The sequence below is a fragment of the Antarctobacter sp. genome, from assembly GCF_048262615.1.
Classification (GTDB): domain Bacteria; phylum Pseudomonadota; class Alphaproteobacteria; order Rhodobacterales; family Rhodobacteraceae; genus Antarctobacter.
This window is the reverse complement of sequence record NZ_JBLXFB010000002.1, coordinates 76,078-99,014: the sequence shown is the minus strand read 5'-3', so window position 1 is coordinate 99,014 and position 22,937 is coordinate 76,078. Positions and strand designations below refer to the sequence as shown.

Sequence of the window (22,937 nt, the reverse complement as noted above, 5' to 3'; positions counted from 1 at the left end):
TGCCGATATGCGTGTCCTGATTCCCCTGCTGCTGCTTGCGGCCCCGCTCCATGCCGAAGCTCCGGTAATCAAAGGGGCCACCGCCCAGCCCAGCGGCGACAGTTGGCGCGTGTCCGTCACCCTGCGCCACCCGGACACCGGCTGGGATCACTATGCCGATGGCTGGCGGGTGGAACTGCCCGATGGCACGGTGCTGGCCACCCGCGTGTTGGCGCACCCGCATGAAACCGAACAGCCGTTCACCCGGTCGCAATCGGGCATTCGCATCCCCGCAGGGACAACAGAGGTGCGCATCCGCGCCCGCTGTCTGGTCGATGGCTGGTCCGAGGAAACGCAGGTTCTGAACTTGCCGTAGGGCGGGGTTCACCCCGCCGCACCCCCCTCGTGCTTTGGGGGTCATTTCCTAACGATTGGTAAAACCGTCTCTGTAACCCATTGATATTCCGTGACCGGTAAGCTGTCCACGTGTGGACACCGCAAAACCCATACGACCAAATCCCTATCGAGCCGTAGGCCGGGCTTCAGCCCGGCACCGTCTCAACCTGGGCCCCTAGCTCCGCCCCTCACGCAGCCAGGCCCCCACGATCAACCCCGCCGCCAGCAGCAGGACCAGCCATTCCGGGGCCAAAGGCGTCTGCCGCACATCCAGCGTCTGATAGGCCTCGCGCGGGGTCAGCCCGATCCACCCCCGCCCCGCCGCAGGCCGCCCGGCCCGCACCTCACGGATTGAGGGTAACCCCTCTTCCAGCCGCATCACCCCGCCGCGCAGACCCTCGATCATCGGCGTCAAAGCGGCCCCGCTGGCTATGGTCTGAATGAACTCTCGCGGCGCAGAAGGGCCAAGGCCCACAACGGCGGACAGCGCGTTTTCTTCCAGCCGGTACAGCCCGATCTCTGGCCCGTCGTAAATCGCCTCATAGCGCCCCGGACTGACCTCTTCCAACGGCACCTGCACTTCATCGCCCGAGGGCGTGACCACCGTCACAGAGCCGACAAATTCATTCAGCGTCCGCCGGATGATCCGCATGCTCTGTCCCGCAGGCTCGGCCCACAGCGCCTCTTCCTCCAGTTCCGGCTCCTTCATCATCCAGTGCGCCAGCCGCCGCAGCAGGTCCAATTGCGGCCCGCCGCCCTCATAGCCGCGATTCCACAGCCACGCCTGATCCGAGGCCAGCAGCGCCACGCGCCCCTCGCCCACACGGTCCAGCACCAGCAAGGGCCGCTCATCCACGCCGGACATGACCACATCGCCCTTGATCGGCTCCACCTCGATCTGCCGCAGCCAGCGGCCCCAAGTCTCCGCCCCTTGCAGGCCAGAGGTCACCGGATGGCGCAGGCCAAGCTCGGTGACGGCAGGGCGATAGCCCTGATCCACCACGCGCGCCGTCGGCTCTGCGGGCAGGATATCCGCCAGCGGCGAGCGATAGATCGAATCCGCCGAGGCAAAATCCGGCCCCGCCGCGACCAGCACTGCGCCGCCCTGCTCGACATAATTGCGCACGTTATCGAGGTAGATCGCAGGCAGGATGCCACGCCGCTTGTAGCGGTCAAAGATGATCAGGTCGAAATCGTTGATCTTTTCCAGAAACAGCTCTCGCGTCGGGAAGGCGATCAGCGACAGTTCATTGACCGGCACACCGTCCTGCTTTTCCGGCGGCCGCAGGATGGTGAAATGCACCAGATCGACGCTGGAGTCAGACTTCAGCAGGTTCCGCCACGTCCGCCCGCCCGCATGCGGCTCACCAGACACAAGCAACACCCGCAGCCGGTCGCGCACGCCATTGATCTGCACCAAGGCCTTGTTGTTGCGGTCGGTTAACTCGCCCTCGGCCTCTGGCACGGTAAACTCGATCACGTTCAACCCGCCGTGGGGCAGGGTGATCGGCAGGGTCAGATCCTCGCCAATCGGGACCGTGTAGGCGTCAGGTGCCGCGCCATCGATCGAGATCAGGATCTGCGTGCCCGCATCCCCCGGCGATGCGCCATCATCCTCGATCCGCAGGGTCAGTGCGACCTCTTCGCCAAGGATCGCAAAGGCAGGGGCATTGCGCACGATCAGCCGCCGGTCCCAGTCCTGTTCAAGCCCGGTCATCAGCAGATGCATCGGCGCGGGCAGGTCGGGGGCGCGTTCAAGGTCATGCAGACGGCCATCGGACAACAGGACGACACCCGCGATGCGTCCGCGCGGTTCCTCGGCCAAGGCATTCGACAGCGCCGTCATCAAAAGCGTCCCGGCGTCGCCTTCGCCGTCGCGGACAGGGATGCGCCGCACCTCTGTGTTGGGGCGGGCCAGCAGGCGCGCCTCCATCGTGTCGGCGGCCTCTGCCGTGATCTGCGCCCGTTCGGCCAGCATCTGCGACGCGGTTTCATCCACCAGCATCAACACGATATCCGCCAAAGGCGCGCGGTCCTCGATCTGGTAAGACGGTTGCGCCAGCGCGCCGACCAGCACGACACCGGCCAGAAAGCGCAGCGCCCAGCCCGACAGCCCGCGCCACAGCGCCAGCCCGGTGCCGAGCAGCGCCAGCGCCGCCAGCACGGCGATCACCGCCCAGGGCAGCAGCGGGTCGAATACGATCTGTCCGTTCATCTCTGCTCTCGCTTATTGGCCCAGTTTTATTGACCCAGGCGGTCAAGAAGGGCGGGGACATGGACCTGGTCGGATTTGTAGTTGCCGGTCAGCACATGCATCACAAGGTTCACGCCAAAGCGGTAGGCGATCTCACGCTGGCGTTCGCCGGTAAAGCCGCTGCCAAGCGGGACCAGCGGGTTGCCGCGTTCGTCCATCGCCCATGCGGAGGCCCAGTCGTTGCCGCCGATCACCACCGGCGTCACGTTGTCGTTGAGGTCGCGAAACGGCATGCCCTCGATCAGTTCGGCATCCGGCGGCGCGGCCTCGACCCAGACCTCACGCCCGACGTAGCGGCCGGGAAAATCCTGCAACAGGTAAAAGGTGCGGGTCAGGACGTGGTCCTCTGGCACCGGCTCCAGCGGCGGGATGTCCAGCGGGGCGGCCAGTTGTTGCAGCTTGCGGCCTTCCGGGGTGGCCGCGCCGAACCCGGCGATATCGGCGTCGCGGGTGTCGAAAACGATCATGCCGCCCGTGCGCAGATAGGTGTTCAGCTTGGCATAGGCTTCGCGCGAGGGTGTCGGCTGGCTGGCGGTGATCGGCCAGTAGATCATCGGGTAAAAGGCCAGTTCATCGGTTTCGAGGTTCACACCGACAGGCGTGTTCGGTTCGACCGATGTGCGGAAATACAGCGTCTCCGACAGGCCGCGCAGCCCGGCAAGGGACAGGTCGTCGACCGTGTCATCGCCGGTGATCACATAGGCCAGAACCACCTCGGATGTGGCGGCGATGGCGGCGCGTTCCTCGGCGGTTTGCGCCTGTCCGTCCTGCGGCAGCAACATCAGCGCCACAAGAACAACACTCGCCGACACCGCGCCGCGCAGGCGACCCGACAGCGCCAGTGAGGCGATCACATCGGCCAGCAGCAGCGCAATCGCCCCGGCCAGCAGCCAACCGGCCAAGGGTTTCTCCTGCGGGCGGGCGATGCCCTGCACCGGGATGCGTTCGGGCCAGACCATCGGGGTCAGGTCGGTGTCCGCCGTCACCACGTTGCGGGCAAGGCTGCGATCCTCGCCCTGATAGACACCGGGCCGCAGATCGGGGCCTAGCGGCGACCCGATCAGGTCGGGACCATCGACGCCGGGCAGGGTTCCGGCCTCACGCGGGCGGCCAAAGGCGTCCAGCACGCGGATCGGCTGCCAGACGGTGCCTTCCATATCCTCGATCTCTGGCTGTGCGGCGGCAGAGGAGACCGCCAGCCGTTCCAGCATCTGCACAAACAGGCCCGACAGCGGCAGGGTCGACCATTCGGCGTTGGCGGTGACGTGGAACAGGACGATCTGCCCTTGCCCCACGGCCTTGCGCGTGACCAGCGGGGTGCCATCTGACAGTTGCGCCGCCACGCGGGAGGCCAGTGTCGGGTCGGGCTGTGCCATGACCTGACTGTTGACGGTGACGTCCGAGGGCACGGCCAGCCCGAAGAACGGGCTTTCTGCGGGGAAGGGGGCCAGCGATTTCGGCTCTCCCCAGCTCATCGCGCCGCCCACGGTGCGGCCCCCGGCGCGCAGGCGCACCGGCATCAACGGGTCTTCGCGGTCGCGGCTGATGTCCGACGCGGCAAGGCGCGGCCCGGCAAACCGCAACAGCATCCCGCCCTTGTCCAGCCATTCCAGAACGGCGTCTTCCTCAGCCGCCGACAGGGTCGCCACATCGGCAAGGATGATCACGTCCGGGTTGGCGGGCAGGATGTCCAGCAAGGCCCCGTCCAGCAGGTCGGCGGTGGGAACCAGTGCCTTTTGCAGGTAGTGCAGCGGCGACAGCAGCTCCAGCCCCTCACGGTCGGTGCTGCCCGCGATCAAGGCGACCTCACGGCGGCGCAGGCTATCGTCGGGCAGGGTGACGGCCCCGGCGCTGCGGGTGCCTTCGATCTCGAACCGCTCGATGCGGGCGCGCAGCTCGGCCGGCAGGGCGATTTCGGTCGTTGTCTCCAGCATCCCGGCCTCAAAACTCAGCGTATTGCGGGTCAGCACCGCCGGATTGCCCGCCGGGTCTTTGCCATGTCCCGCCAGCGTGACCTCGGTGGTGCCGCCATCGCGCAGGCGGCGGGCGGTGATCAGCAGATTGCCCTCTGACACCTGCGCCGGTTCCAGCGCGTACAGCGTGCGGGGGGCCTCGAACACCGTCACACGGCCTTTGGATTCCAAGGCGGCCAGCAGCGGTGCGCGGCCTTCGCGGTCCAGCGCGTCGGACATCCAGTAGGTGTCAAAGCGCGTTTCGGGCAAGAAGCCGATGGCGCGTTCCGTGCTTTCGGCGTCGGGCTGCCACGGCTCTGGCTGAATGCCCGACAGGCGGGTGCGCAAGACATCGGCGCTGAGAAATTGCACCGGCGTCGGGTCCGTCAGCCGCATCAGCGCCACGGGGCGCGTATCGCGCCCAGCCTCTGCCAGCAGCCCGTCCAGCGCGATCATCCGCCCGCGCCAGTCGGCGGCAGAGGCCCAGCTGGCATCCATCAGGACCAGCAGCGGCGCATCGCCCGCAACCTCGCCATCGTTGTCGGGGTTCAGGACCGGACCGGCCAGCCCGATGATCACCGCCGCCACCGCCAGCATCCGCAGCAAGAGCAGCCACCACGGCGTGCGGTCGGTGACCTGTTCCTCATCCTTGAGGCCCAGCAGCAGCACCACACCGGGAAACATCCGCCGGATCGGCGCGGGCGGCACCGCCCGCAGGATGATCCAGAGGATCGGCAGGGCAAGCAGCCCCAGCAAGAGCCATGGCGTCGTGAAACCGATCAGGCCGAAAAGGGTCATCCTTGGCTCCCGTCCAGCGCGCGGTAAACCCACAGAAGGGCCGATTGCGCGGTCTGGTCCGTGTGATGGGTGAAATGCTGCCAGCCGGTCACGCGACAGATCGCGTCCAGCCGCGCCTTCCGCTCTGCCAACCGTTGCAGATAGGTCTCTCGCAGGTCGCCCGCCTTCAGCGTTTCATGGCGCATTGTCTTGTTCACGCTTTCAAAGATGGTGCGCCCGTCAAAGGGAAACGCCTCTTCGGTGGGGTCCAGAACCTGCAACAACACGCCGCGCACGCCCCGATCCGCCGCCTTGGTCAGCGCCGCCTCGACCGGTTCTACATCGCTGAGGAAATCCGACACAAACAGTGCCTTGGCGTTGGGCAACATGCCGCGCGCCTCGGGGGCGGCGTAATCGTCTTCGCCGTCTTCGGCGAACATCTCGGCCAGTCGCAGGGTCTGCAAATCGCCACGCCGGGGCGGCAGGCGCCAGCCGGTCAGGCCGACACGCTCTCCGCCCCGGATCAGCAGAATCGAGGCGGCCAGCGCCACCAGCCGCGCGCGGTCCGCCTTGGTCGGCAGGTTCTTGTGGCTGGAAAAGCGCATAGAGGCACCGGGATCGACCCAGATCTGCACGCTTTGCGCGATCTGCCATTCGCGTTCCCGGACAAATTGCTCATCGCCTCGGGCCGAACGCCGCCAGTCGATAGAGCGATAGCTGTCGCCCGCCTGAAGCGGGCGGTACTGCCAGAAATCGTCACCCAGACCAGAGCGCCGCCGCCCGTGTTCGCCCAAAAGGACGGTGCCCGCCAAGTGTTCGGCACGGGCCAGCAGCGCGGGAAAGCGTCCGGCTTCTTCCTGCGCACGGGTGCGCAGATGGGCGACGGTGGCCGTCACGCTGCGGCCTCGGACGGACGCAGACCTGCGGCAACCTCATCAATCAGCGTGCCCAGATCCTCACCCCGCGCGCGGGCCGAGAAGGACAGCGCCATCCGGTGCACCAGAACGGGTTTGGCCATGTTCAGCACATCCTCGGGCGAGGGGGCCAGACGCCCCTGCAACAGGGCGCGGGCCCGTACAGTCAGCATCAGCGCCTGCGCCGCGCGCGGGCCGGGGCCCCATGCGACGATGTCCCTGACCCGTTCGGGCGCAGAGGGATCATCCGGGCGGAACGCGCGGACAAGATCAAGGATCATCTCGACCACGGCGTCGCCCACCGGCATCCGCCGCAGCAGGTGCTGCGCGGCGATCAGTTCCGGCCCGGTAAAGACGCCATGCGATTGCGCCTCTTCGGTGCCGGTGGTGGCCAGCAGGATGTCGCGCTCTGTCGCGCGGTCGGGATAGGCCACGTCGATCTGCACCAGAAAGCGGTCCAGCTGCGCCTCGGGCAGCGGATAGGTGCCTTCCTGTTCGATCGGGTTCTGGGTGGCGAGCACGTGGAACGGGGCCTCCAGCGTGCGGGTCTGGCCGGCCACCGTGACCTGCTTTTCCTGCATCGCCTGCAACAGCGCCGATTGCGTCCGGGGCGAGGCGCGGTTGATCTCATCCGCCATCAGAAGCTGGCAAAATATCGGGCCTTGAATGAATTTGAAGGTGCGGGTGCCGTCATTGCCGGTTTCCAGCACCTCAGAGCCCAGAATATCGGCAGGCATCAGATCCGGCGTGAACTGCACGCGATTGCCGTTCAGGCCCATCACCGTCGACAGCGTTTCCACAAGCCGCGTCTTGCCAAGGCCCGGCAGGCCGATCAGCAGGGCGTGACCACCACACAGCAGGGCGGAGAGGGTCAGGTCAACGACCCGTTCCTGACCGATAAAGCGCGCGGTGATCGACTGCTTGGCGCGGGCCAGCTTGTCTTCCAGCGCCTCGATCTCGGCGACCAGATCCTCGGTCGAACCGGCGTGATCGGACATGTCATCTCTCCACTTCATGCTATCTCTTTGGGTAACTATGTATCTACTGCGAGGAGAATGGCAAAAACTATGAGTGGACAAAATCTCGTGACCCCATCGGCAGAGGGCCTTGCAGCCTCGGCGCGCGCAGCTGGAAAAGGCAAGGGACTGCCGCCCGTTCACAAGTGGAATCCGCCCTTTTGCGGCGATCTGGACATGCGGATCGCCCGCGATGGCACCTGGTTCTACCTTGGCACGCCAATCGGCAGATTCGGGCTGGTGCGACTTTTCTCATCGATCCTGCGCAAGGACGGTGACGATTATTTTCTGGTCACACCGGTCGAGAAGGTCGGAATTACCGTCGAGGACGCACCGTTTGTGGCCGTGGACTTCGAAGCAGAGGGGGAGGGTGAGTCGCAAACCCTGACCTTTGAGACCCATGTCGGCGATTTTGCCGCCGCCGGTCCGGATCACCCGATCCGGGTGGTCCGCGATCCCGAGACCGGAGAGCCGTCGCCCTATGTGCTGGTGCGGGCCAATCTGGAGGCACTGATCGACCGCAAAAGCTTTTACCGGCTGGTCGATCTGGGTGCGCACCATGACGGATGGTTCGGGGTCTGGTCGGGCGGTCAGTTCTTTCCGGTCATCCCGTCCGGGGAATTGCCTGCCTGAAGGGCATGGAAAAGGATGCAACGTCGGGAACCGCTGTGGATGAACAGGGGTTTGCGGACCGGTTCAGGACCGCAAGGGGACCGGAGTGCGAAATCGTCTGGAACGGCTTGCCGTTTTTCCGGTGCCGCTTGAACAGGTCGCGCAACGCCTGTTTCCGCTGAATGATCGGGCGCGCGGGTGCGATTGCGCCAAGCTGCCCGCGCAGCGCGGCGCGGATTTCCTCCCGAACGCCGAGCGGGCACGCGCCAAGACTGGCGGGGGTCACAAGCAGGCTTTCGGCGGCGGCATGTTCGGCCAAAATGACCTCATGCCGGTCGAACAAAAGGTGATAATAACGTGTGCCCTTGCGCGCGGGTTCACGGCGCACACCGGGCAAAGGGAGCAGCTTGTTGGCGGGAACAAGGATCTCGGGCGCCCCGTAAAGCCGCATCGCGATGGCGGAGGCCACAAGGATGCGGTGCTGCGGCGAAACCACCAGATCGCGTTGCGGGATGCCGGGACCCAGCGCCCCGGCGGTGATCCGGATCGGGCGCAGCTTGCGGTTTTGCCGCAGCGTCTGTGCCGATACCACATCCACGCCGGTCCAGCGCAACGGCACGGTGCCATGATCGCGGCTGAAAACCGCCGCGCCGGGGCGCAGCTTTTCCACCGGCACCCACCCGACGGGGGTGGCGATGCGCGTGCCTTCGGCAAAGCAGATCACATCGTGCCGCTCGACATTTGTGGTGCTCATCCTGCCGGTCTGCGTGGTCAGGGTGTCATCGCCGGCGCCGCCGTCCACCTTGGTGATCCGGGACTGCGCGCCGATCCAGAAGTTGTCGTTGCCGCTGCCGCCGACGATCTTTTCGCCGGATGCGTTGTCGTCCAGTGTGATCCGGTCGTTGCCCGATTCGGCGTCGATCTCGCTGAACCGGGCACCTTTACCGAACTTGATGGTGTCGTTGCCCGCGCCGCCCTTGAGCTTGCTGGCGGTAAAATCGGCGTTGTCTCCGGCAACGAAAGAGTCGTTGCCGCCATGCATGTTCCAGTCGCCGGTTGCGGTGAAATCGTCGCCCAGCCGGATGACGTCGTTGAACTCGGACCCGTCGAATTTGCCCATGGTCACGCCGTTGCCCGCAACCAGCGTCACCGGGTTGGAGTGGGACGCGGCAAAATCGACATTGGACATGTTCACGTTGTCGGCAACCACAACCTTGGGGGTCAAACCGTTGCCGACGTTGATCTGGAAAGAATTGGCGTTGCTGTCGTCGACCTGAATGGTGAAGTTCGTCGGCGTGCTGCTGGTCGAGCTGAAATTGACGTTCCCGTCCGCATCCGAAGAGATGATGAAGACATCGCCCTCAGCCGGGGTCATCGTCGTTCCGGCGTGGATCTCGCCGGGGTCGAGCACCTGCTTGGAACTGCTGACGATGGTATATGTGGCCATGGAACACCCTTTGCTTTCCGTCCGCCGCAAGGGACTCCCCTTGGTGGCCGCAACGAACGCAGGATGTCCCGCAAAGATTTATTTTCGGGAAATGTTATGGGGACCGTCGCACGTGGTCCTTGAGGCTGTCAGTCGCCCAGCTTGGCGTGCACCTCGTCCAGATCGATCTCGCCGATGGGCTGTTTGTTGCCCGGATTGTCGAAATCGTATTTGAACAGGTCGAAATCCCGCCCGTACATTTCCTTGATCAGGTGCATCGACATGTCGTCAAAGTAGTCCTCGACCGGATGCGCGCGTTTCGGTCCGTGACCTTCGGATTCGTTGAAACGGGGAATGGCGGACAGGTCGACAGGGTGTGGCGTCTGGATGTTGCCCAGCACCTCTTGCATTCCCGCGTCAAAGGCCTCTGTCCAGACGATCTTGTTGTAGCGACCGCCGTTGACGATGAAGGTGCCGACATGGCCGGACATGCCGGACCAGTGAATGTCCGGCTCCATCGGGCGGCGCCAGCGGATGGTGTCGCGGGCGAACAGCAGGAACCGGCGAAAGCTGCGGATCTGGTCAAACTCGAAATCCGGGGCATCCCCCACCTCGATCCCGTATTTCTGGATCAACAGCGGGACAAGGTTGCCGCGATAGCGTTTGCCGTTGCGCTGGATGCCGCAGATCTTGTCGAAAAAGCTGGAGAGGATGCGGGTGTAGGGGTTGCGCACGCAGGTAAACGCATAGGCAGAGCGCGTCTTGACGTTGGCGGTGATGATGGGTTGGCTGGGTTCCAGCGCCCATTTGTGCAGACCCTGCTGCGCGTCGTGAATGTCGCCGTCGAAAAACGCGCCGTGGTCGGAATAATAGAGAATCTGCCCGATCGTCGAACAGGCGCATTTCGGCACCACACGGTACACAACGCTTTCACTTTCGGTCATCCAGGTGCCGGGAAATCCCATTTACACTCCCCTTTTGGTCCCCGCTGCCGGTGAGACGGGGAAAATTTCCCGGCAAAGCAGGTTTATTCAACAGGTCTTCACCACTATCAACATAAACAATCAGGCTAAATTGGGGCGATTGAACACAACAATGGCAAAAATTGCCTTCATCCTGCTGTGCCACAAGGACCCTGACGCCATCATCAAGCAGGCGCAGAGCCTGACCGCCGTGGGTGATTATATCTCGATCCATTTCGATGCCCGCGCCGGGTCAGCGGGGTTCGGCCGCATCCGCAACGCGCTGAAGGACAACCCGAACGTGGTCTTCGCCAAGCGGATCAAATGCGGCTGGGGCGAATGGAGCCTAGTGCAGGCGACCCTGAACGCGGTCGAGGCGGCGGTGGACGCCTTTCCGCGCGCCACCCATTTCTACATGCTGTCAGGCGATTGCATGGCGATCAAATCGGCGGAATACGCGCACAGCTTTCTGGACCGGCGCGAATGCGACTATGTCGAAAGCTTCGATTACTTCAATTCGGACTGGATCAAGACCGGCTGGCGCGAAGAACGGCTGGTGTATCGCCACTGGTTCAACGAACGCACGCAGAAACGCCGCTTTTACGCGATGTTCGAGGTGCAGAAACGGCTGGGCCTGACGCGCGCGATCCCCGACGACATAGAGGTGATGGTGGGCAGCCAGTGGTGGTGCCTGCGCCGCCGCACCATCGAGGCGATCCTTGATTTCGTGAAAAAGCGCCGCGATGTGGTGCGCTTCTTCGCCTCGACCTGGATCCCCGATGAGACGTTTTTTCAGACGCTGGTGCGCCATCTGGTCCCCGGTCCGGAGATCGAGAGCCGCACGCTGACCTTCCTTCTGTTCACCGACTACGGGATGCCGGTGAATTTCTACAACGACCACTACGACCTGCTGCTGAGTCAGGACTACCTGTTTGCCCGCAAGATCAGCCCGGAGGCGTCTGAGTTGCGCCGCCGTTTGGGTGTCCTCTACGCCGCCGAAAAGGCGAAATTCCGCATTTCGAATGAGGGGCGGTCGCTGTTCGGTTTCCTGACCGAGCGGGGTCGGACCGGGCGGCGGTTTTCGCCGCGGTTCTGGGAGACCGAAAGCTCGTTGGGGCGTGAACGCGAATTGCTGATCGTGATCTGCAAGAAATGGCACGTGGCCAAGCGCCTGACCGACCGCATCCGGCAGATGACCAATATCCCCTGCATCGAGTACCTGTTCAATGAGGACAGCTGTCCGTTGCCCGATCTGGGGGGAATCCAGTCGACCATGGGCAAACGCCACCGCCACCGGCGCGCGCTGATGCGGATGCTGTATGACTACTATGAAACCGACCGGCTGGTGATCTGTCTGGACCCCGGCAGCCTTGACCTGCTGGAGGACTTCGCCCGCGACCGGGCACAAAGCCGGATGCTGGAAATCGAATGCCATTTCTCGGACGACTACCTTGTCGGACACGCCATGCGGTCCGGGCTTGCGGGGGACCGCACGCCGGCGGACACGCTGGCGCGGTTGTTGCCGACGGTGCGCAACGACCTGCTGCATGAAAGCGACCGCATCCGCGACGCCAAGTTCGACAACCACTCCAGCCTGCGCGAGGCCGACCCGCGCGAGGCCCATGCGCTGGCGGTTGCGCAGTTCCTGTCCGTGCCCGCCGCCGTGGCGCAGGACATCGTGTCGCTCGATCATCTTTTTGCCGACTGAAAGACAGGCCGCCGCCCACGATTCCGGTGGCGTTTCGCGCCGCACAGGCTATGCCTCGGGCGAAGCCCGCCCCGACGCGAGGGGTGCGGCGCAGATCAGCTCGGAGCGGTGCGGCATGGCCTATACTTACGACCCCAAAAACATCTTTGCGAAAATCCTGACCGGGGACATCCCCAACAAGACGGTGCTGGAAACCGAGCATACACTGGCGTTTCGCGATATCTATCCGCAGGCTCCGGTACATGTGCTGGTGATCCCCAAGGGGCCCTACGTCTGCTACGATCATTTCGCGCAAGAGGCCTCGGACGCCGAAATCCTCGATTTCACCCGCACTGTCGGTGAGGTCTGCAAGATGGAGGGTCTGGAGGCGGACGGCTTTCGCCTGATCGCCAACGCCGGGGTGACCGGCGTTCAGGAAGTGCCGCACCTGCATGTGCATATCCTGTCGGGCCGCCCGCTGGGCCGGATGCTGGAAAAAGCGTAATCCGATTGAGCGCCTTGCGGCGCGCAGGGTGTCTTGCCCTGCGGCCTTTGGCCTGCGGGCGCGGCGATTGTGGCGGGGTGACGCCCCGCCGGGGATGTCCCGTCGCAGGTCGGGTGTATCGGGGTATTTGACCAGAGAAGAAACGCGAAAGGCTGTTTTTCCGCGGTCAGGCCGTGGTGCTGCGGGTCAGGGCGAGAAAGACATCCTCCAGATCCGGTTCCTCGGTGCGCAGGTCGCGGATGCGGATGCCGGCTGCCTGCACGGCGGCGAGCACGTCTTCGGCGCTTGTCCGGGTCGAGCGGTAGGTCAGCGCGAGGCTGCCGTCCGGGCGGGTTGTGGTTTCGATTCCCGGGGCGTCGGGCAGGGTATCGGGGGTGGCGTCGGGCTGGATCACCATGGTGCGCGCATCGAGGCGGCCCAGCAGGTTGGCCGTGCTGTCCTGCGCCACCTTTTCGCCGTGGTTGATGATGGCGATCTCATCGCACATCTCTTCGGCCTCTTCGAGGTAGTGGGTGGTGAGGATGATGGTCATGCCGCGTTCGCGGTTGAGTTTGCGGACGTTCTGCCACAGCATCTGGCGCAGCTCGATATCGACCCCGGCGGTGGGTTCGTCCAGCACCAGCACCTGCGGTGAATGCACCAGCGCCTTGGCCAGCAGCAGACGTCGGCGCATGCCGCCTGACAGCGTGCGGGCATAGGCGCTGGCCTTGTCGGTCAGGCCGACCATCGCGAGGATCTCGTCCGAGCGGCGCTGTGCCTTGGGGACGCCATAGAGCCCGGCCTGCACCTCCAGCGCGTCGCGCGGGCTGAAGAACGGGTCGAGGTTCAGTTCCTGCGGCATGACGCCGATGGCTGCGCGGCTTTGCCGTGGGTTGCGGTCCTGATCCCAGCCCCAGATCTGCACCTTGCCGCCGGTCTTGATCACCAGCCCTGCGAGGATGTTGATCAGCGTCGACTTGCCCGCGCCGTTGGGGCCGAGCAGGCCAAAGACCGATCCGGCGGGCACGGTCAGGTCGATCCCCTTCAGCGCCTGTTTGCCGCCTGCATAGGTTTTGGTCAGCCCCTCGATGCGGATTGCTGCGTCGCCCTGTCTGCTGTCCGACATCTTGCCCCCTTTAGCTGCATTGGTCATAAGGCAGATAGGCCAGAGCATCTCGAAAGGGAACCAGATGACGACCCAAGCGCCCGAGACGAAGATTGTCGAGAGCTATCGCATTGCCTGTGACGGTGGCGAGGGCGCCCTTGGGCATCCGCGGGTCTGGTTGCAGATCCCGCATGAGGCTGGCTATGTCGAATGCCCCTATTGCGACGCGAAATACGTGCACGCGGATTTCGAAGGCAAGGTCTGACGGACCTCCCTTTGGTGAAAATGTGACAGCGCGCACCATGGCTGTGCGGCGATGGTGCTTGGGCGCGGGCATGGGACGCTCTATCTCTTGGCAAACGTGAACAGGAGTTTGCCATGACGTTTCGACCAGTCAGATCACAGTCGCACGCGCAGCCCACGATGGAGGGGGCGGGCGTGCATTTGCACCGGGTCTTTGGCTTTGGCGATCCGGGCGAGACCGATCCCTTCCTGATGATGGATGATTTCCGCAACGACGACCCGGCGAAATATGCGCGGGGGTTTCCGTGGCATCCGCATCGCGGGATCGAGACGATCACCTATGTCCTTGAGGGAGAGGTGAGCCACGGAGATTCGCTGGGCAATGAGGGGGTGCTGGGGGCGGGATCGGTGCAGTGGATGACCGCCGGGTCGGGCATCCTGCATCAGGAGATGCCGCGTGGGAATGCCGCCGGGCAGATGCATGGCTTTCAGCTGTGGGCGAACCTGCCGTCTTCGCTGAAGATGACCGGGCCGCGCTATCAAGACATTCAGGGCGCGGATATTCCGGTGATCGTGGAGGATGACGGCACGCGGGTGAAGATCATCACCGGAAATTTCTGGGGCAAGCGCGGGCCGGTGGACGGGATCGCCGCCGATCCTTTGTATCTGGACGTCTCGGTGCCGCCGGGCGTGACCAAGGTGCTGCCGGTGGACACGCGGGCCAATGCCTTTGCCTATGTCTTTGCCGGGGCCGGGCGCTTTGCCGAGGCGTCGGACCCGATGGGGGTGCGCGTCGAGAAGGAGTTTGGCGGGCAGGAGGTGAACATCCGTGACCTGTCCGGCAACCGGACGCTGGTGAAATTCGGCAACGGGGATGAGGTCAAGGTGACGGCGGGCCCGGAAGGGGTGCGGTTCCTGCTGGTGGCGGGGCGGCCCATTCAAGAGCCGGTGGCATGGCACGGGCCGATCGTGATGAACACGCAAGCAGAGCTGCAACAGGCGATGAAAGACCTGCGCAACGGCACCTTTATCAAGCCCGCGCATTAGGGCTGTCCACATGTGGGCAGCTTTGAGCGCTAGAAAAATCAATGGGTTACAGAGGCGGTTTTACCTATCGGTAACCTTTTGACCCGCCCGTTGACCAGCCCGTGGACCCGCGCGGGGCCCCCTGTTTGACCGCCGCAAGGGGCCCCTGTGCACGCATGGTCACGACTTGCTTACCGTTTCGTGGCAGGCTGTTGAAATGACAGCCTGCTGCTATACCCTGATGATATGAGCGACCAAACGCACTCACCGCCCGTACCCATCACCGCCCCGCCGCGCGATTACAGCGCGGCGGAACTGACCAGTGACATGATTGTGCATCTGGCGGCACTGGTTCTGGCGCTGGGCGCGGTGCCGGTGCTGATCACCCTGACGGCGGTCTGGCGCGGCGATGCCGCCGGGATTGTCGGCGTGTCCATCTACGGCGCGACGCTGATCGTGATGCTGACCGCTTCCTTGCTGTACAACCACGTCGGGCGGCCGCATCTGTCGGACCTGTTCCGACGCATCGACATGTCGGCCATCCATCTGAAAATCGCGGGCACCTATACGCCTTTTGCGCTGCTGACCGGCACAAGCTGGGGCCTGTTGACGGCGATCTGGGGCGCGGCGGCGGGGGCTGCGGCGGTGACGCTGCTGAACCGGCGGTTGCCCACCGGGGTGGCGGTGGCCATGTGCCTTGCCTCGGGCTGGGCCGTGGTGATCGGCGGGCGCGACCTGATGGGCGCGCTGCCGCTGTCGGTGACCGTTCTGATGGTTGTGGGCGGGGTGCTGTATTCCGCCGGGACGCCGTTTCTGCTGGCCTCGCGGCTGCGGTTTCACAACACCATCTGGCATTCCATGGTGGTGGCCGCCTCTATCGTGTTCTTCGTGGCGGTGTTTTTGTGCGCCGCCATGCCGGGCGTCGTGGTGGCGGCGAACTGACCGGGGCCAAACGCCCTTGAAAAAGGGCGTTGCAACGATTTTCCAAAATCGTTGACCAAGCGCGTTGCAACGCGCTTGCAAGCCGCTTTACAGCGGCTTTGCCCGGTATCGGCGTCGGCGGCACATTCGGCGGCTGGCACCCCAACGCTGTTCATGGCACATCTGGGAAAACATCGCGACATGAGGGGGGCCGGAGATGGCCAGCACTTTCGGCAAGGGATGCCACCTGCATCTGATCGACGGATCGGCCTATATCTTTCGCGCCTTCCACGCGCTGCCGCCGCTGACGCGCAAATCCGACGGGCTGCCCATCGGGGCGGTTTCGGGCTTTTGCAACATGCTGCACCGCTATGTCGAGGGCAACACCGGCCCCGATGCGCCGACCCATGTGGCGGTGATCTTTGACAAGGGCAGCCACACCTTCCGCAACGACATGTACGATTTGTACAAGGCCAACCGTGAGGCGATGCCAGAGGATCTGCGCCCGCAGATTCCGCTGACCCGCCGCGCGACCGAGGCGTTCAACATTGCCTGCAAAGAGATCGAAGGCTTTGAGGCCGACGACATCATGGCCACGCTGGCCTGCCGCGCGCGTGAGGCCGGTGGTCGGGTGACGATCCTGTCGTCAGACAAGGATCTGATGCAGCTTGTGGGCGACGGCGTGGAAATGCTGGACCCGATGAAGAACAAGCGCATCGACCGCGACGGGGTGATGGAAAAATTTGGCGTCGGCCCGGAACGGGTGGTGGATGTGCAGGCCTTGGCCGGGGATTCCGTCGACAACGTGCCGGGCGCGCCGGGCATCGGGATCAAGACGGCGGCGTTGTTGATCAACGAATTCGGATCGCTTGAGGAATTGCTGGACCGCGCCGAAGAGATCAAGCAGCCCAAGCGCCGCCAGACCCTGATCGAAAAGCGCGACCAGATCGAACTGTCGAAAAAGCTGGTGCAACTGGATGAGGGCATGGACCTGCCCTTTACGCTGGACGATCTTGAGGTGCGCGACCCGGTGCCGGAGGATCTGCTGGGCTTCCTGTCAGAGATGGAGTTCCGCACCCTGACCAAGCGGATTGCCGATGGTCTGGGCGTTGCGGCGCCGGTGATGCCCGACACCACGCCCGAGGGGGCAAATCCGCGCAACGAAGACCCGGATTGGCCCGCCATCGACCCCGACCGCTATGAAACGGTCGGCGATCTGGCGGCTTTGCAAAAATGGATCGACCGCGCGCAGGAGCGCGGCACTCTGGCGTTCGACACCGAAACGACGGGCCTGAATGAGATGACCTGCGATCTGGTGGGGATCTCATTGTGTATTGATCCGGGGCAGGCCTGTTACATCCCGCTGCTGCACCGGGCCGAGTCCGGTGAGGGGCTGTTCGGGTCGGATGAACTGGCCGAGGGGCAGATTCCGCTGGACGATGCGCTGGCCGCGCTGAAGCCGCTGCTGGAGGACCCGGCGGTGATGAAGATCGGCCAGAACATGAAGTACGACGCCAAGGTCATGGCGCGCTACGGGGTGCAGATCGCGCCGATAGATGACACCATGCTGATGTCCTACGCGATGAATTCCGGCCTGCACAATCACGGCATGGACACGCTGGCCGAGCGTTACCTGAGCCACACGCCGATCCCGATCAAGGAGATCATTGGCAGCGGCAAGAGCCAGATCACCTTTGACAAGGTGCCCATCGACAAGGCGACGCGCTATGCGGCCGAGGATGCGGATGTGACCCTGCGGCTGGCGCGGGTGTTCAAGCCGCAACTGCATGTGGCCCGCGTGACGCGGGTGTATGAGGGGCTGGAGCGCCCGCTGGTGCCGGTGCTGGCGCAGATGGAGATGACCGGCATCAAGGTGGATCGCAACGTGCTGTCGCGGATGTCCAGCGTCTTTGCCCAGAAGATGGCGCAGCTGGAAGAAGAGATTCACGGGTTGGCGGGGGAAACGTTCAACGTCGGCTCTCCGGCGCAACTGGGCGATATCCTGTTTGACAAGATGAGCCTTGAGGGCGGCAAGCGCGGCAAGAACGGCAAATACTCCACCGGCGCGGATGTGCTGGAGGATCTGGCGACCGAACATGAACTGCCGCGCCGGGTGCTGGACTGGCGGCAGGTGTCCAAGCTGAAATCGACCTACACGGACGCGCTTCAGGAACACATCAACCCGGACACCGGGCGGGTGCACACCTCCTATTCCATCGCCGGGGCGAACACCGGGCGGCTGGCCTCCAACGATCCGAACTTGCAGAACATTCCGGTGCGGTCAGAGGAAGGGCGGCGCATCCGCACGGCGTTCATCGCGCCCGAGGGGCATGTGCTGGTGTCGCTGGACTACAGCCAGATCGAGTTGCGGATTCTGGCGCAGATGGCCGATATCGACGCGCTGAAACAGGCGTTCCGCGAGGGGCAGGACATTCACGCGATGACAGCGTCCGAGATGTTCAACGTGCCTTTGGATGAGATGACGCCGGACATCCGGCGGCAGGCCAAGGCGATCAACTTTGGTGTGATTTACGGGATTTCGGGGTTCGGTCTGGCGCGCAACCTGCGGATTCCGCGGGCCGAGGCGCAGGGGTTCATTGACCGGTACTTTGAGCGGTTCCCCGGTATTCGGTCCTATATGGACGCGACGGTCGAGTTCGCCAAGGAACACAAGCGGGTGGAGACGCTGTTCGGGCGGCAGATCCACACGCCCGAGATCGCCGCCAAGGGGCCGCGCGCGGGCTTTGCCAAACGCGCCGCGATCAACGCGCCGATTCAGGGCACCGCCGCCGATATCATCCGGCGCGCGATGATCCGCATGCCTGAGGCGATCAAGGGGCTGCCCGCCAAGATGCTGTTGCAGGTCCACGATGAACTGCTGTTCGAGGTCGAGAAGGGCGCGGTGGACGACCTGATCGGCGTCGCGCGCGGGATCATGGAAGGTGCCTGTGAGCCGGTGCTGAAACTGGACGTGCCGCTGGTGGTGGATGCCGGTCAGGGCGCCAATTGGGCCGAGGCGCACTAGCCGCGGTCAGCCCGGCGGCTCCGGCGGGGCCCGCACCAGACCGCGCCCGCAATCGATGTAGGAGGCACGCGGGCTGAGCGGGTCCTGCGTGGCGGTGCGGATCAGTTTTCCGGCCAGTGTCTGCGCCGTCACCGCCGCGCCGTCACGGCGCATCGTTTCGACCCAGAGCGCGGCAATCCCAACCGCATGGGCCAGCCCCATCGAACTGCCGTTCAGCGTGCGCAGCCCGCCCCCCAGCCCGGCTGAGATGATGCCGACGCCGGGGGCCACCAGCGCGGCACCGGCATTGGTGAACGGGGCGGGGGACAGCCCGTCCTCATCGGGACCGCAGGCCCCGATGGCCATTACGCCCGCGGCGCAGGCCGGGGCAGAGGGGCCGGTTTCAAACTCCGGGGCGATGGTGCGCAGGCAGTCATTGCCCACCGCCCCCAGTAACAGCGGCACCTGACCGCGACCGATCATCTGCAACAGCATCTCGCAAATCCGCAGGTTGCCGCGATAGGCATGCACGGCGGCCATGGTCGCCTGCGCCGCCGGATAGCCTTCGCCGATCAACGTCTCTATCTGCGCGGGCGTGTCGAAAGCCAGCGCAAAACCGATGATGTCGGCCTTGCCGCGCAAGGCCCAAAGCACCGCGCGCAGGAAATCCTCAGAGCGCCCATGGCCGTTGTCGGCCAGCGCCTTGCCGACCAGCAGATCGGTGACGCCGCGCGCCACGCCGATCCGCCTGCCGCCCAGATCGCGCCCCAGAACCGTGGCGGCGATATGGGTGCCATGGCCATTGGCATCGGCAATGCCAGTGCCGGCAAAATCGCGCGCCTTGACCGTGACCCCGGCAAAGGCGGGGTGCCGCGCCTCTATGCCGGTATCGAGAAGGGCGACCCGCACACCCGCACCGCTGACCGGCGTGCTATCCGCCCCCGTCGCGCGCAGACCCCAGCCGGGCACCGCATCGGCGGCGCGCAGTTCGTCCATCGGTTCGGGGGAGATCAACCGCGTCGGCATCGTGGGCTGGATGGTCAGCAGCGTGCGGTCCCCGGCGGCCTCGCGCAGTTCCCGTGGCGACAGGTCGGCGACCTCGATCTGCGGTCGGGCGGCGGCGTCCGGGTCTTCGGGGGCGATGCCGCTGGCCAGCGGCACCGAGGGGCGGCGCCAGTTTCGGGCCTTGTCGCGCAGAAGGATGTAACGCGTCATGAACCGCTCCGGACCGACCACCGCACCCTGCAAGGCTAGCGCCGGGGCGGTCGGATCGGAACGGGGATAGCGTGAATGCGCCGTGAAATCGCCATGAAATCAAGGTGAAATCAAGGTGAAAACCGACCGCCTGCGCGGCGGTCGGCGGTCTGCGCCCTGTGGCCCTAGATCAGCCCCTGTGCCCGGAACAGGTCTTGCAGGTTGGCCTCCGGGCGCGGGCCCATGTGGCTGATGACCTCACGCGCCGCAACGCTGCCCATGCGCGCGGCCAGTTCCATGTCCGCGCCGATGGCGAGACCATAGAGGAACCCGGCGGCGAACTGGTCGCCCGCGCCGGTGGCATCCACCGGCACGATCTTTTCGACTCCGACGTCGACGCGCGTGCCCTCACGCAGGACGGACACGCCGTCGCCGGACCGGGTGCAGACCACCAGCGGGCAGATCGCACCCACGGCGCGCAGATCGGCCTCAAGGTCATCGTTCTGATACAGCGAGCGGATCTCGGCCTCATTGCCGATGACAAAATCCATCTCGTTCTCGATCAGGGTCAGGAAATCGGCGCGGTGACGTTCGACGCAGAACGGGTCAGAGATGGCGATGCCGGGCTTGCCGCCTGCGGCCTTGCAGGCGCGCGCGGCCTTCAGAAACGCCTCTTTGCCCTTGTCCTTGTCAAACAGATAGCCCTCAAGGAACAGGATTTCGGCCTCGCCCGCCACGTCCTCGGACACGTCGTCGGTGCCCAGTTCGGCGGAAATACCCAGATAGGTGTTCATTGAACGCTCGCCATCGGGCGAGACAAAGATCATGCTGCGCGAGGTGGGCAACTCGCCGCCCGCGACAGGCGGGTTGACGAAATCGGTGCCGTCCTTGGCCATGGCGTCGGCATAGAACCGGCCCAAAGCGTCGTCATGCACCCGTCCGATAAAGGCGGTGCGCAGGCCAAGGTTGCCGATCCCGGCCAGCGTGTTGGCGACCGATCCGCCCGGTGCCTCGATCCGGCTTTCCATCGCGCCGTACAGCGTCTCGGCCCGGTCCCGTTCGACCAGTTGCATGATGCCTTTCTGGATGCCCATGTGATCAAGGAAGGTATCCTCGGAGCGGGTCAGAACGTCGACGATGGCGTTGCCGATACCGACAACCTGATACTTTTTCATACTGTCTTTTCCTCGAAGGGGCAGAGGTCGTTGATGAGGCAGGCCTTGCACTTGGGTTTGCGCGCCACGCAGATATAGCGCCCGTGCAGGATCAGCCAGTGATGGGCGTGCTGCTGGAAATCGACCGGGATATTGTCCTCGATCGCGCGTTCCACGGCGACGACATCCTTGCCCGGACAGATGCCGGTGCGGTTGCCGATGCGAAAGATATGGGTGTCCACCGCCTGCGCCGGATAGCGCCACCACATGTTCAGCACCACATTGGCGGTCTTGCGGCCGACGCCCGGCAGGCTTTCCAGTGCGGCGCGGGAATTGGGCACCTCGCCGCCGTAGTCGTCCACAAGGATGCGCGCCATCTTGATGACGTTCCTGGCCTTGTTGCGGAACAGGCCGATGGTCTTGATGTGCTCGATCACACCCTCTTCGCCAAGGGCCAGCATCCTGGCGGGCGTGTCGGCGATCTGGAACAGCTTTTCGGTGGCCTTGTTGACACCGGCGTCGGTGGCCTGTGCCGACAACGCCACCGCCACCACCAGCGTATAGGCGTTGGTGTGGTTCAACTCACCCTTGGGTTCGGGTTCCGACGCCTGAAAGCGGTCAAAGATCTCGCGGATCGTGTGATAGTCAAGCTGCTTGGCCATGACCGTCCTAATGCCCAGAACGCGCCGCTGCCGCAAGCCCCGCGCGCCGGCTTCTTCTCTGTCCAAATACCCCCGAAAGAGGCGCGCGCGCGGCCGGGGGGGCGTCTATGCGCAATAATCGGATCGTCCGCGCCGTCCGGCCAAGTTATGACTGGACCCAAGGAGACCGACGATGCCCGACGACAAAACCGACAGTTATCATTTTCAGGTCATGGGCCGCGCCATTCAGGTTGTCGACCGGCTGGGCCCGCAGGCGACGCTGGACCAGATCGCGGCAGAGATGGGCATGAGTGCGGCGCATTTTCAGCGGCTGTTCAGCCAATGGGCCGGGGTTTCGCCCAAGCGGTATCAGCAATATCTGACGCTGGGCCACGCCAAGGCGCTGCTGGCCAATCGCTTTACCACGCTGGAGACGGCGCTGGCCACCGGGCTGTCCGGCGGCGGGCGGCTGCATGACCTGTTTGTGCGCTGGGAGGCGATGAGCCCCGGCGACTATGCCCGCGCCGGGGAGGGTCAGATAATCTATTGGGGCCGCTTTGACAGCCCCTTTGGTCCGGCGCTGGTCATGGGCACTGACAAGGGGCTGTGCGGCATCGCCTTTTCGGCGGAAACCACCGAAGCGGCGGCGATGCAGGATCTGGTGAGCCGCTGGCCCAAGGCAGAGTTTGTCGAGGCCCCGGACCGGCTGCGCCCTTGGGTGCAGGCCGCCTTTGGCGTCAAGGCAGAGGGGCCGGTGCCGCTGTACATGATTGGCGCGCCGTTTCAGATCAAGGTCTGGGAGGCCCTGATGCAGATCCCCTCGGGCCATGTCACCACCTATTCGGAGATCGCGCAGGCCATCGATCATCCCAAGGCGGTGCGCGCCGTCGGCACGGCGGTGGGGCGCAACCCGATCAGCTACCTGATCCCCTGCCACCGGGCGCTGCGCAAATCGGGCGGGCTGGGCGGCTATCACTGGGGGATTCCGGTCAAGCGGGCGATCCTTGCATGGGAAGCGGCGCGGCTGGAGGCTTGAAGGGTTAAGTATCGGTAAACGCGGCATGTTTCGCGCGCGAAACAGAAATGTCGTGAGGTCATGGGCGGAGCTTTGCCGATTTTCCCGGTGACAAGGCTGGGCGTTTGGCGGATGTTATTGCATATCGGCAGTGAAAGACCCCAAGCAATCGGGG

General features: G+C 64.6%; 19 protein-coding genes. 9 read left to right on the top strand and 10 right to left on the bottom strand.

All coding sequences use genetic code 11. The annotated features are described in order from the left end of the window. The first annotated feature begins 7 nt into the window (after window positions 1-7). Entirely contained in the window at window positions 8-355 is a 348-nt protein-coding gene (locus ACN0S5_RS02585; RefSeq protein ID WP_417205670.1) for a hypothetical protein, read from the top strand. A gap of 195 nt (window positions 356-550) precedes the next feature. Here ACN0S5_RS02585 and ACN0S5_RS02580 read toward each other — a convergent pair whose 3' ends face one another. Genes ACN0S5_RS02580 through ACN0S5_RS02565 form a run of 4 tightly spaced genes read right to left on the bottom strand, consistent with a single transcriptional unit; the run spans window position 551 to window position 7,288 of the window. Further along, window positions 551-2,590, bottom strand: a complete 2,040-nt coding sequence (locus ACN0S5_RS02580) for a glutamine amidotransferase (RefSeq protein WP_417205668.1) — start codon at window positions 2,588-2,590, stop codon at window positions 551-553. Between the two features lie 26 nt (window positions 2,591-2,616). Then, window positions 2,617-5,379, bottom strand: coding sequence for a DUF4159 domain-containing protein (locus ACN0S5_RS02575; RefSeq protein WP_417205667.1), 2,763 nt, complete (start codon window positions 5,377-5,379; stop codon window positions 2,617-2,619). Beyond that, window positions 5,376-6,254, bottom strand: coding sequence for a DUF58 domain-containing protein (locus ACN0S5_RS02570; protein ID WP_417205665.1), 879 nt, complete (start codon window positions 6,252-6,254; stop codon window positions 5,376-5,378). The genes ACN0S5_RS02575 and ACN0S5_RS02570 overlap by 4 nt, the downstream gene beginning before the upstream one ends. Then, entirely contained in the window at window positions 6,251-7,288 is a 1,038-nt protein-coding gene (locus ACN0S5_RS02565) for an AAA family ATPase (RefSeq protein WP_417205663.1), read from the bottom strand. Before ACN0S5_RS02565 ends, ACN0S5_RS02570 begins: the two co-directional genes overlap by 4 nt. A gap of 51 nt (window positions 7,289-7,339) precedes the next feature. Here ACN0S5_RS02565 and ACN0S5_RS02560 point away from each other — a divergent pair, with 51 nt between their 5' ends. Further along, the gene (locus ACN0S5_RS02560) at window positions 7,340-7,921 is read left to right on the top strand and encodes a DUF1285 domain-containing protein (RefSeq protein ID WP_417205662.1); all 582 of its coding nucleotides are present in this window, start codon (window positions 7,340-7,342) and stop codon (window positions 7,919-7,921) included. On the opposite strand, the gene ACN0S5_RS02555 is transcribed toward ACN0S5_RS02560, so the two are convergent. Both ACN0S5_RS02555 and ACN0S5_RS02550 read right to left on the bottom strand, forming a co-directional pair. Continuing rightward, window positions 7,893-9,347 carry a Hint domain-containing protein gene (locus tag ACN0S5_RS02555; RefSeq protein ID WP_417205660.1) on the bottom strand — a complete coding sequence of 485 codons (1,455 nt, stop codon included), beginning with the start codon at window positions 9,345-9,347 and terminating at the stop codon, window positions 7,893-7,895. The two genes, ACN0S5_RS02560 and ACN0S5_RS02555, sit on opposite strands and share 29 nt — an antisense overlap. A gap of 128 nt (window positions 9,348-9,475) precedes the next feature. Continuing rightward, complete coding sequence (locus tag ACN0S5_RS02550) at window positions 9,476-10,291, bottom strand: sulfotransferase family protein (protein WP_417205659.1); 816 nt, start codon at window positions 10,289-10,291, stop codon at window positions 9,476-9,478. A 130-nt stretch (window positions 10,292-10,421) separates the two neighbouring features. On the opposite strand from ACN0S5_RS02550, the gene ACN0S5_RS02545 reads away from it, so the two are divergent. Together ACN0S5_RS02545 and ACN0S5_RS02540 are read left to right on the top strand one after the other, a co-directional pair. Beyond that, window positions 10,422-11,996: a DUF5928 domain-containing protein gene (locus ACN0S5_RS02545; RefSeq protein ID WP_417205657.1), complete on the top strand. Its 1,575-nt coding sequence runs from the start codon at window positions 10,422-10,424 to the stop codon at window positions 11,994-11,996. A gap of 115 nt (window positions 11,997-12,111) precedes the next feature. Continuing rightward, window positions 12,112-12,480: an HIT domain-containing protein gene (locus ACN0S5_RS02540; protein ID WP_417205655.1), complete on the top strand. Its 369-nt coding sequence runs from the start codon at window positions 12,112-12,114 to the stop codon at window positions 12,478-12,480. Window positions 12,481-12,646: 166 nt separating this feature from the next. Here the strand turns inward: ACN0S5_RS02540 and ACN0S5_RS02535 are convergent, their stop codons facing one another. Beyond that, entirely contained in the window at window positions 12,647-13,585 is a 939-nt protein-coding gene (locus ACN0S5_RS02535; protein ID WP_417205653.1) for an ATP-binding cassette domain-containing protein, read from the bottom strand. Window positions 13,586-13,649: 64 nt separating this feature from the next. Between ACN0S5_RS02535 and ACN0S5_RS02530 the strand changes: the two genes are divergently transcribed. The 4 genes from ACN0S5_RS02530 (at window position 13,650) to polA (ending at window position 18,779) form a co-directional block, all read left to right on the top strand. Continuing rightward, a complete protein-coding gene (locus tag ACN0S5_RS02530) occupies window positions 13,650-13,829 on the top strand; it encodes a zinc-finger domain-containing protein (RefSeq protein ID WP_417205651.1) in 180 nt (59 codons plus the stop codon). 113 nt (window positions 13,830-13,942) lie between these two features. Continuing rightward, a complete protein-coding gene (locus tag ACN0S5_RS02525) occupies window positions 13,943-14,854 on the top strand; it encodes a pirin family protein (RefSeq protein ID WP_417205649.1) in 912 nt (303 codons plus the stop codon). Window positions 14,855-15,079: 225 nt separating this feature from the next. Continuing rightward, a complete protein-coding gene (gene trhA / locus ACN0S5_RS02520) occupies window positions 15,080-15,775 on the top strand; it encodes a PAQR family membrane homeostasis protein TrhA (RefSeq protein WP_417205647.1) in 696 nt (231 codons plus the stop codon). A 196-nt stretch (window positions 15,776-15,971) separates the two neighbouring features. Then, the gene (gene polA, locus ACN0S5_RS02515; protein ID WP_417205645.1) at window positions 15,972-18,779 is read left to right on the top strand and encodes a DNA polymerase I; all 2,808 of its coding nucleotides are present in this window, start codon (window positions 15,972-15,974) and stop codon (window positions 18,777-18,779) included. 6 nt (window positions 18,780-18,785) lie between these two features. Here the strand turns inward: polA and ACN0S5_RS02510 are convergent, their stop codons facing one another. From ACN0S5_RS02510 to nth, 3 genes are all read right to left on the bottom strand, one after another. Further along, entirely contained in the window at window positions 18,786-19,973 is a 1,188-nt protein-coding gene (locus ACN0S5_RS02510; protein ID WP_417205643.1) for a S8 family serine peptidase, read from the bottom strand. A gap of 164 nt (window positions 19,974-20,137) precedes the next feature. Beyond that, window positions 20,138-21,127 carry an adenosine kinase gene (locus ACN0S5_RS02505; protein ID WP_417205641.1) on the bottom strand — a complete coding sequence of 330 codons (990 nt, stop codon included), beginning with the start codon at window positions 21,125-21,127 and terminating at the stop codon, window positions 20,138-20,140. After that, on the bottom strand, window positions 21,124-21,768 hold the full coding sequence (gene nth / locus ACN0S5_RS02500; RefSeq protein ID WP_417205640.1) for an endonuclease III: 645 nt from the start codon (window positions 21,766-21,768) through the stop codon (window positions 21,124-21,126). Before nth ends, ACN0S5_RS02505 begins: the two co-directional genes overlap by 4 nt. A gap of 172 nt (window positions 21,769-21,940) precedes the next feature. Between nth and ACN0S5_RS02495 the strand changes: the two genes are divergently transcribed. Next, the gene (locus ACN0S5_RS02495) at window positions 21,941-22,783 is read left to right on the top strand and encodes a methylated-DNA--[protein]-cysteine S-methyltransferase (RefSeq protein ID WP_417205638.1); all 843 of its coding nucleotides are present in this window, start codon (window positions 21,941-21,943) and stop codon (window positions 22,781-22,783) included. Window positions 22,784-22,937: the final 154 nt, after the last annotated feature.